This window comes from Chthoniobacter sp. (genome assembly GCF_040003245.1).
In the GTDB taxonomy this organism is placed as follows: Bacteria; Verrucomicrobiota; Verrucomicrobiia; order Chthoniobacterales; family Chthoniobacteraceae; genus Chthoniobacter.
In genome coordinates this window covers 1-7799 of the sequence record NZ_JBDUCX010000294.1, presented here as the reverse complement: position 1 = coordinate 7799, position 7799 = coordinate 1, and the positions used below count along the sequence as shown (strand labels likewise).

7 protein-coding genes are annotated in these 7799 nt (G+C 62.4%); 6 read left to right on the top strand and 1 reads right to left on the bottom strand.

Features of this window, described 5'->3' with window-relative positions; all coding sequences use genetic code 11:
* Both ABJF10_RS27355 and ABJF10_RS27350 read left to right on the top strand, forming a co-directional pair.
* Nucleotides 1–2231 (top strand): DUF1549 and DUF1553 domain-containing protein (locus tag ABJF10_RS27355; RefSeq protein ID WP_348547799.1); only part of this gene is annotated, 2231 nt, incomplete at its 5' end.
* 20 nt (nucleotides 2232–2251) lie between these two features.
* A complete protein-coding gene (locus ABJF10_RS27350) occupies nucleotides 2252–3742 on the top strand; it encodes a DUF1501 domain-containing protein (RefSeq protein ID WP_348547798.1) in 1491 nt (496 codons plus the stop codon).
* Between the two features lie 15 nt (nucleotides 3743–3757).
* Here ABJF10_RS27350 and ABJF10_RS27345 read toward each other — a convergent pair whose 3' ends face one another.
* A complete protein-coding gene (locus tag ABJF10_RS27345; protein WP_348547797.1) occupies nucleotides 3758–5206 on the bottom strand; it encodes a hypothetical protein in 1449 nt (482 codons plus the stop codon).
* Nucleotides 5207–5368: 162 nt separating this feature from the next.
* On the opposite strand from ABJF10_RS27345, the gene ABJF10_RS27340 reads away from it, so the two are divergent.
* From ABJF10_RS27340 to ABJF10_RS27325, 4 genes are all read left to right on the top strand, one after another.
* Nucleotides 5369–5914, top strand: a complete 546-nt coding sequence (locus ABJF10_RS27340) for a MarR family transcriptional regulator (RefSeq protein WP_348547796.1) — start codon at nucleotides 5369–5371, stop codon at nucleotides 5912–5914.
* A gap of 69 nt (nucleotides 5915–5983) precedes the next feature.
* Nucleotides 5984–6382, top strand: a complete 399-nt coding sequence (locus ABJF10_RS27335) for a hypothetical protein (RefSeq protein ID WP_348547795.1) — start codon at nucleotides 5984–5986, stop codon at nucleotides 6380–6382.
* A gap of 9 nt (nucleotides 6383–6391) precedes the next feature.
* Nucleotides 6392–6838 (top strand): DCC1-like thiol-disulfide oxidoreductase family protein, encoded by a 447-nt coding sequence (locus tag ABJF10_RS27330; RefSeq protein WP_348547794.1) that lies wholly within the window; start codon nucleotides 6392–6394, stop codon nucleotides 6836–6838.
* 1 nt (nucleotide 6839) lies between these two features.
* Nucleotides 6840–7796 carry a TIGR01777 family oxidoreductase gene (locus tag ABJF10_RS27325; protein ID WP_348547793.1) on the top strand — a complete coding sequence of 319 codons (957 nt, stop codon included), beginning with the start codon at nucleotides 6840–6842 and terminating at the stop codon, nucleotides 7794–7796.
* The last annotated feature ends 3 nt before the right edge of the window (nucleotides 7797–7799 follow it).

The window sequence follows — 7799 nt, the reverse complement described above, 5'->3', positions numbered from 1 at the left end:
ATCGCGATCTGCCGTTCGACGAATTCACCATCGAGCAACTCGCCGGCGACCTGCTGCCCAATGCCACGGAACAGCAGAAAGTGGCCACCGGTTTCCATCGGCAGACGCTGACGAATCGCGAGGGCGGCGTGGACAAGGAAGAGTTTCGCTGCAAGGCGACGGTCGACCGCACGAGCACGACGGGGACGGTCTGGCTGGGGTTGAGCGTCGGGTGCGCGGAGTGCCACTCGCACAAGTTCGATCCGATCAGCCAGCGCGAGTTCTATCAGCTCTACAGCTTCTTCAATAACGCTTCCGAGCGGGATATCCCGACGCCGACGCCGGAGGAATTGGCGGAGCAGCAGAAGGCGATGGAAGTGTGGCAGAGGCAGTTCACCGAGCTCGAGCGGCCGCTCCAGGCGTATCTGTCGCAGATCACCCGCGGGCGGCTGGCGGATTGGGAGACGAACCTGCATCTTCCGGCGGAGCGCTGGGCGGTGCTGCCCCCGACGCGCCTCGCGGCCATCATGGAAGGGGCCGAGGAGCAGTTCACGGCGCAAAAGGATGGCTCCGTCATTCCGCGGGCCCGCGATGGCGTGCGGACCCGGTATCGGATCGTCGTTGAGCCGCCGCGCGGCGCCACGGGTCTCCGATTGGAAGCGCTGGCCGATCCGGGCAAGGCCGTGGGCAGCGGGAAGGACGGCGGCTTCGGCCTGTCGGAATTTTACGCGACGATCGAGTTGCCGGGTGGCGAGACGCAGCGGCTGAATTTTGTGCGGGCGACCGTCGACTACGGCGATGATGCCAGGAGCGCGGAGAAGATCGTCGACAATGACCGCACGTCCCATTGGACGGTGAGCAAGCAAGCGAAGGCGTCGCACGCGGCCGTTTTCGAACTGGCGCAGCCCCTCGTGCTGCCGGAAGGCGCGCGGTTCGAGTTGCACGCGGAATTCTTTACCGTGGGAGTGATGTCGCATTTCCGCATCGCGGCGACGAATGACGCGGGGCCTTTCACGCCGGACGTGACGCCGGATGCGATCCGGCAAATTGTCGAAACGTCGGTGGATCATCGGACCGAGGCGCAATGGAAAACCCTCACGCGCTATTATGCCGAAGTGGCGGATGCGGAGGGCCGGAAGCTGAACGAAGCGGTGCTGGTGCAGCAGGCCAAAAAGCCGGTGCTGAAAGCAACCATGGCGCCGGTCATCGCGGCCGACACCCGCGCGACGCACGTGCATATCCGGGGCGATTTCCTGCAGAAAGGCGACGAGGTGCAGCCGGGCACGCCTGCGTTCCTGCCGCCATTCCAGCCGCGGGGCGCGAAGCCAGACCGGCTCGATCTCGCCCACTGGCTGGTCTCGGCGGAGAATCCGCTCACGCCGCGGGTGCGGGTGAATCACATCTGGCGGCATCTGTTCGGGCGCGGGCTGGTCGCCACGGAAAACGATTTCGGCACGCGAGGAGATAAAGCGACGCATCCGGAGTTGCTGGACTGGCTGGCGAATGACTTTCGCTCGACTGGCTGGAGCCAGAAACGGTTGATCAAGGAGATCGTCCTGTCGCAGACGTATCGGCAGTCGTCGAGTTGGCGGAGCGACCTGGCGCAGCGCGATCCGCTCAATTCTTTGCTCGCGCGGCAAGGGCGATTCCGGCTCGAAGCCGAGGCAGTGCGCGACGTGAATCTCGCGGTGAGTGGACTATTGAATTCGAAGATCGGCGGGCCGAGCATCAAGCCGCCGCTGCCGCCGGACCTGGCGGCGCTGTCGTATGCGGGCGGCTTGAAGTGGACCGAGAGCCCCGCCGCCGAGCAATATCGCCGCGGCCTCTACATTCATTTCCAGCGCACCGTGCCGTTCCCGATGCTGGTGACTTTCGACGCACCGGAATCGAATGTCGCTTGCACGCGTCGCGAGCGTTCGAACACGCCGTTGCAGGCGCTGACGCTGCTCAATGATGGCACCGCGGTGGAGTGTGCGCGCGGGCTGGGGCGCAGGATCGCCGGGCAGAGCGGGGGTGTTCCGGACCAGATTCGTTACGGGTTCCAGTTGGTGATTGGCCGCCCGCCCGAGCCGGCGGAGATGGCGCGCTTGCAGCAATTTTATGAATGGCAGGGGCAGACGTTTCGCAACGATCCCGACGCTGCGCGCAAGTTGATCGGCGGGAAGTTCGACGGCGATCCGGTAGGCGCCGCGACGCTGGTGGCAGTGAGCCGCGTCTTGCTCAACCTGGATGAATTGATCACCCGCCCTTGAGGCGCACGAAAACCGACACCATGAAACGCGATCTCGATCTCCACGAATTGGTGAAAATGACCCGGCGCGATTTTCTGACCACCAGTTCGAGCGGCATCGGCGGTCTGGCGCTCGCTTCCATCCTCGGCCAGCAAGGCCTGCTCGCGCCGCGCGCCGAGGCGGGCACCGGACCGATGGCAGTGCGGGCCGCGCATTTCCCGCCGAAGGCGAAGGCGTGCATCTGCATCTACATGGAAGGCGGCCCGTCGCAGATGGATCTCTTCGATCCCAAGCCGAAGCTCCTCGATCTCGACGGCCAGAAGCTGCCCGACTCGATGACGAAGAATGTCCGCTTCGCCTTCCTGCAAAAGGACACGGCCCGGATTTTGGCCAGCCATCGGACTTTCGCGCGGCACGGGCAGAGCGGGATGGAGTTCAGCGATCTGCTGCCCAACCTGGCCTCGTGTGCGGACGACATTTGCATGATCCGCTCGATGCACACCGAGCAGTTCAATCATCATCCCGGGCAGATCATGATGAACTGCGGCTCGCCGCTGATGGGCCGGCCGAGCATGGGAGCGTGGGTCACCTACGGGCTCGGGAGCGAGAGCGATAATCTGCCCGGTTACGTGGTGCTCACCGCCGGGCGCGGCACCAGCGCGGGCGCGCAAAACTGGGCGAGTGGCTTCCTGCCGACCAGCTACGCCGGCGTGCTCTTCCGCAGCCAGGGCGACCCGGTGCAGAACCTGAGCAACCCGCCGGGCGTCACGCCGCAAATGCAGCATTACGGCATCGACGCCATCAAGGACTTGAACGCCATGCGCCAAAAGGCCGTGGGCGATCCGGAGATCGCGAGCCGCATTGCCTCGTATGAGTTGGCGTTTCGGATGCAATCGAGCACGCCGGAATTAATGGATATCTCCGGCGAGCCGGAAGGGATCCAGCGCGCCTATGGGCTCGATCGCACGGAGCCCGACATCAAGGCGGATCGCGGCGGCGGCAAGGGCTCATACAAGAGCTTCGCCAAGAACTGTCTGCTCGCACGGCGGCTCGTGGAGCGGGGTGTCCGCTTCGTGAATATTTTCCACGCTTCGTGGGATCACCATTCCAACCTCGATAGCGAACTCACCTGGAATGCCGGCATGGCCGATCAACCGATCGCGGCCTTGATCCAGGACTTGAAACAGCGCGGTTTGCTCGATTCCACGATGGTCGTGTGGTTGAGCGAGTTTGGCCGGACGCCGCTCGGGGAGAACCGTCCCGGCTTCGCCAAAGTGACGGGCCGCGATCATCATCCGGTTGCGTTCACGCTCTGGATGGCCGGGGGCGGGGTGAAGGGCGGGACGGTCATCGGGCAGACCGACGACTTGGGCTGGGGCATCGTGCGAGACCCGGTGCATGTGAACGACCTGCACGCCACGATCCTGCATCTCTTCGGGCTCGATCATGAAAGGCTGATCTATCGCTTCCAGGGGCGCGATTTCCGGCTCACGGATGTTGCCGGGAAAGTGGTGAAGGCGGCACTGGCGTGAGGCTCGGCGTGCGCTTCAACGCGGCTTCCGTTTTCTCCATTCGTCGGACGCGTAATACTCCCGCCACTCCTTCAGAATCAATGCCTCGACCTTCTGCTGGTATACCGGAGTATTGCGAACGATCAATTCATCCCTGCGGACGATATAGACGGTACTCTTTTCCGGAGGGGACGTAACTCCGTCTGACCAAAGCCAGGCCGTTGCGCTGGGCTGGTCGGGCTCACGAAGTTGTTCCCATTCCTTCGGCGCAGGCGAATGTTCTAACAATGCCTGCTGTAGCTGCGGCGGCGACCGATATGTTCGCGACACCAGATTGGGATGAGGTGCTTTCGTGAAATAAACCCGCGTGTCCCGCAATGTGACGTAACCCTTGGCCCTGCTCGCGACCGCGTGGAGCGCGTCGGCGAGAGATACTTTGCTCGCGGAATAGGAAATCTTTTGCTCGGGTGGAAAAGCTTGGGACTCTTTTTCGACGATCAGGAGGTCCGGTGGCGATTCGCTAGGCGGGTTTTCATCTTCGAGGAGAATTTGGACGCCGCGCCTCTCGTGGGGCCGTGGCTGGTCGGAGCGCACACTGAGTTCGGTCAGTCTGGCTGCGGCCTCGTACATGCTGACGTTTTCCAACGTGATCGCGGGCAGGACGATCTTTTGCAGCTTCTTTTGCAGTTCAGCCCCTTCGGGGGCGGTGCCCAAGCCTAGAACCTTGGGCACCTCCGGGCCTGGCTGTGGACATCGGATCGGCAGGACCGGCGGTTCGGAATTCAGAAGGGTCTCGATCCTCGCGAGTTGTTCCTTCGTTGTGTGCGCGGTGAGTTGTGTGTGATCGCCGTTTACGACGACCCTGGCTCCCTCGGGAAAGAAAACGCCCTTATCGGCCAGGAACTGGCGAAAGTCTCCAAATATCATCCCGGATTCTTTGGTATGCCCGTCTCGATCTGCCGGTTCGTAGTAGCGGCGGAACTCACGGGGGATGCGGAAGTCGCGTGTGAAGAGCGGCTCGGGTTCACCGAGATCGACGATGTGAATGCCATCCGGCCAGATCCAATACTGCGTGTGCGCCAGGTCGGTCACGTATTTCAACAGTTCGATCAGCGGCAATTCCGTGAAGGGCATCGTGATCCTCACGTCCTCGGAGTTTTCAATGACAGGGTTGTTTGGTCCTGGGGGTTTCAGTGCGGAATTGGCGTAATGCCAATCCGATGGCGCGACGGGTCCCAAAAAAGTGTGAGTCTCTATGAAAAAGGGAATGTCGATATTGTGGGGGTCTTGCCGCCGGATTTGGGTGCGCAAAGCGGCCACCACTTGCGCCAGGGTCGCCTCGTGGAGTTCGAGCTTGGGGATCGTCATGGTTTCCAGGATGACCTGGATACTGTCTATGGTGAGAGGTGTGGGGCGCGGTTTGGCTGCAATGGCAGCGCTAGTCAGGAAACAACACACGGCCAGCAGGGGGAGGGGAACCTTCACGGGGTGAAGAGTAGCAGAATCTTTGCCGGGTTGAAGTCCTGGCTCTGCTTGGCGAACTTGCTGAAATTGCCGGCCCACGACGGCTGGCCAGATACGCCTGTTGAGTGGACGCGAGAATTCTGTTGCCTAAACCATATTTTCATTAAATACTGAAAGTACGAAATGGAAAAGCAGCCGACCACGAACGCCACAGTGGAAGCCGCGCAACTGGATGCGGCCCGGGATGAGTTTGTGACGCAGTGGGGGGCGATTGGGAATGCCTGGGGGATCAACCGGACGATGGCCCAGATCCATGCGCTGCTCATGATTACGCCGAATGCGTTGACGACGGATGAGGTGATGGAGGAACTGAAGATCAGTCGCGGGAATGCGCATACGAATTTGCGCGAGTTGGTGGGTTGGGGGCTGGTGCGCAGTGTGGTGCGAAAAGGGGAGCGTAAAGAGTATTTTGAGGCAGAGAAGGATGTCTGGAAGATGTTTTGCATCATCGTCCGCGAGCGGAAGCGGCGGGAGATCCGTCCGGCGATCAATGTGCTCAAGGACTGCATCGATCGGGCGGACGGCCTGAAGTCCGCCGAGGCGCGCGCCTTCACCGCGCAGACGAAGGCGCTGTGCGATTTCATGGAGATGGCGGACGGCGTGCTGAGCAAGGTCGTCCGCTCGGAGCGGAGCACGATCGTCCCCTGGGCATTGAAGTTTCTCAAATGAGCGCGTGCTTTCTTTTGACTCAAACTTTCATAAAATACTGAAACAACAGAAACAAAAGGAAACCAAACCATGAACTACATCGTCATCACCTACCTCCTCTACCTAGTCATCAGCGTGGGCCTCACCGTCTGGGTCGCCCGCACGCTGCACAAGAACGGGCGGGTTTTCCTCGTGGATGCCTTTCACGGCAACGAGCCACTTGCCGATTCGATCAATCATCTGTTGCTCGTCGGCTTCTACCTCATGAATATCGGTTACGTCTCGCTGGCGCTGAAGTACGGGGACAAGGCAACCAACCTCGAGGGACTCCTCGAAGCGCTCAGCACCAAGGTGGGCGCGGTGTTGCTCATCCTTGGCGGGATGCACTTCTTCAACCTCTACGTCTTCTCCAAAATGCGGAAACGCGCGTTACTCCACGGCGCGCCGCCGCCGGTTCCGCCGCAGGCCTACACTCCGGTGGTGGAATGAGCGCGCACGATGAAGAAGCTCTACATTCTTTACGACGGCGAGTGCGAGTTCTGCCGCCGCTGCCGGCTGTGGCTCGGGCGGCAACCGGCATTCGTCGCGCTCGCCTTCATTCCATTCCAGAGCCCCGAGGCGGAATGTCGCTTCCCCGGCCTGGCGGGATTGCATCCGGAACAAGAGATCGTCGTGATCAGCGATGCGGGCGCGGTTTGGCAGGGCGGAGCGGCGTGGGTGATGTGCCTGTGGGCATTGCAGGAATACCGCGAATGGTCGCTGCGGCTGGCGCATCCGGCGCTGCTTTCGCTGGCGCGACGGCTGTGCGAAGTGGTGTCGGCGAATCGTTACAAGATCTCGCACTGGCTGAAGAAGGCGCGGAATCACGAAGATCTGCGGCGCAAGCTGGACCTGTTTCCTATCACGCCGCGTTGCGAGGAGGGTGGGCATTGCCGGACCTACTGAGATGAAGATCGTGATTCCAGGCGGTTCGGGACAGGTCGGCACGATGCTGGCCCGCGCGCTGCACGGCGAGGGGCACGAGGTCATCGTCCTCAGCCGACAGCCGACGGGTGTGCCTTGGCGAAGCCTGCCGTGGGACGGAGTGAACCTCGGCGCCTGGGTGGCGGAGATGGATGGGGTAGACGTGGTGATCAATCTCGCCGGTCGCAGCGTGAACTGCCGGTATCATGCGCGCCAGCGGCGCGAGATCCTGGAGTCGCGCGTGAAGTCCACGCACGCGGTCGGCGCGGCCATCGCGTGTGTACGGCGCCCGCCGCGGGTGTGGTTGCAAGCGAGCACGGCGACGATCTATACGCACCGCTATGATGCCGCGAATGACGAGGCCACCGGGGTGCTGGGCGGCGAGGAACCGGATGCGCCGGAGACGTGGCGCTTCAGCATCGAGGTGGCACGCGCGTGGGAGCGGACTTTCGACGAGGCGGTCACGCCCGGCACGCGCAAGGTGAAGCTGCGCTCGGCCATGACGATGAGCGCCGATCCCGGTGGGGTGTTCGCGACGCTGCTCGGCCTGACGCGTTGCGGACTCGGTGGGTCCGTGGGCGAGGGACGGCAATTCGTTTCGTGGATTCATGAGGAGGATTTCATTCGTGCTGTGCATTGGTTGATCGACCGCGAGGAATTCGACGGGGCGGTCAATCTGGCTGCGCCGCAGCCGCTGCCGTATGCGGCGTTCATGCGCGCCTTGAGGGAGGCGGCGGGGATGCCATTCGGATTGCCTACGCCGCGCTGGATGCTGGAGATCGGGTGTCTCTTGCTGCGCACCGAATCCGAACTCGTGCTGAAGAGCCGGCGGGTCGTGCCGGGACGGTTGCTGGCGAGTGGGTTTGAGTTTCGTTACTCCGAATGGCCGGGGGCGGCGCGGGCCTTGTGCGCGGCTCATCGACAGGCGCGCACAGCCTAGGCG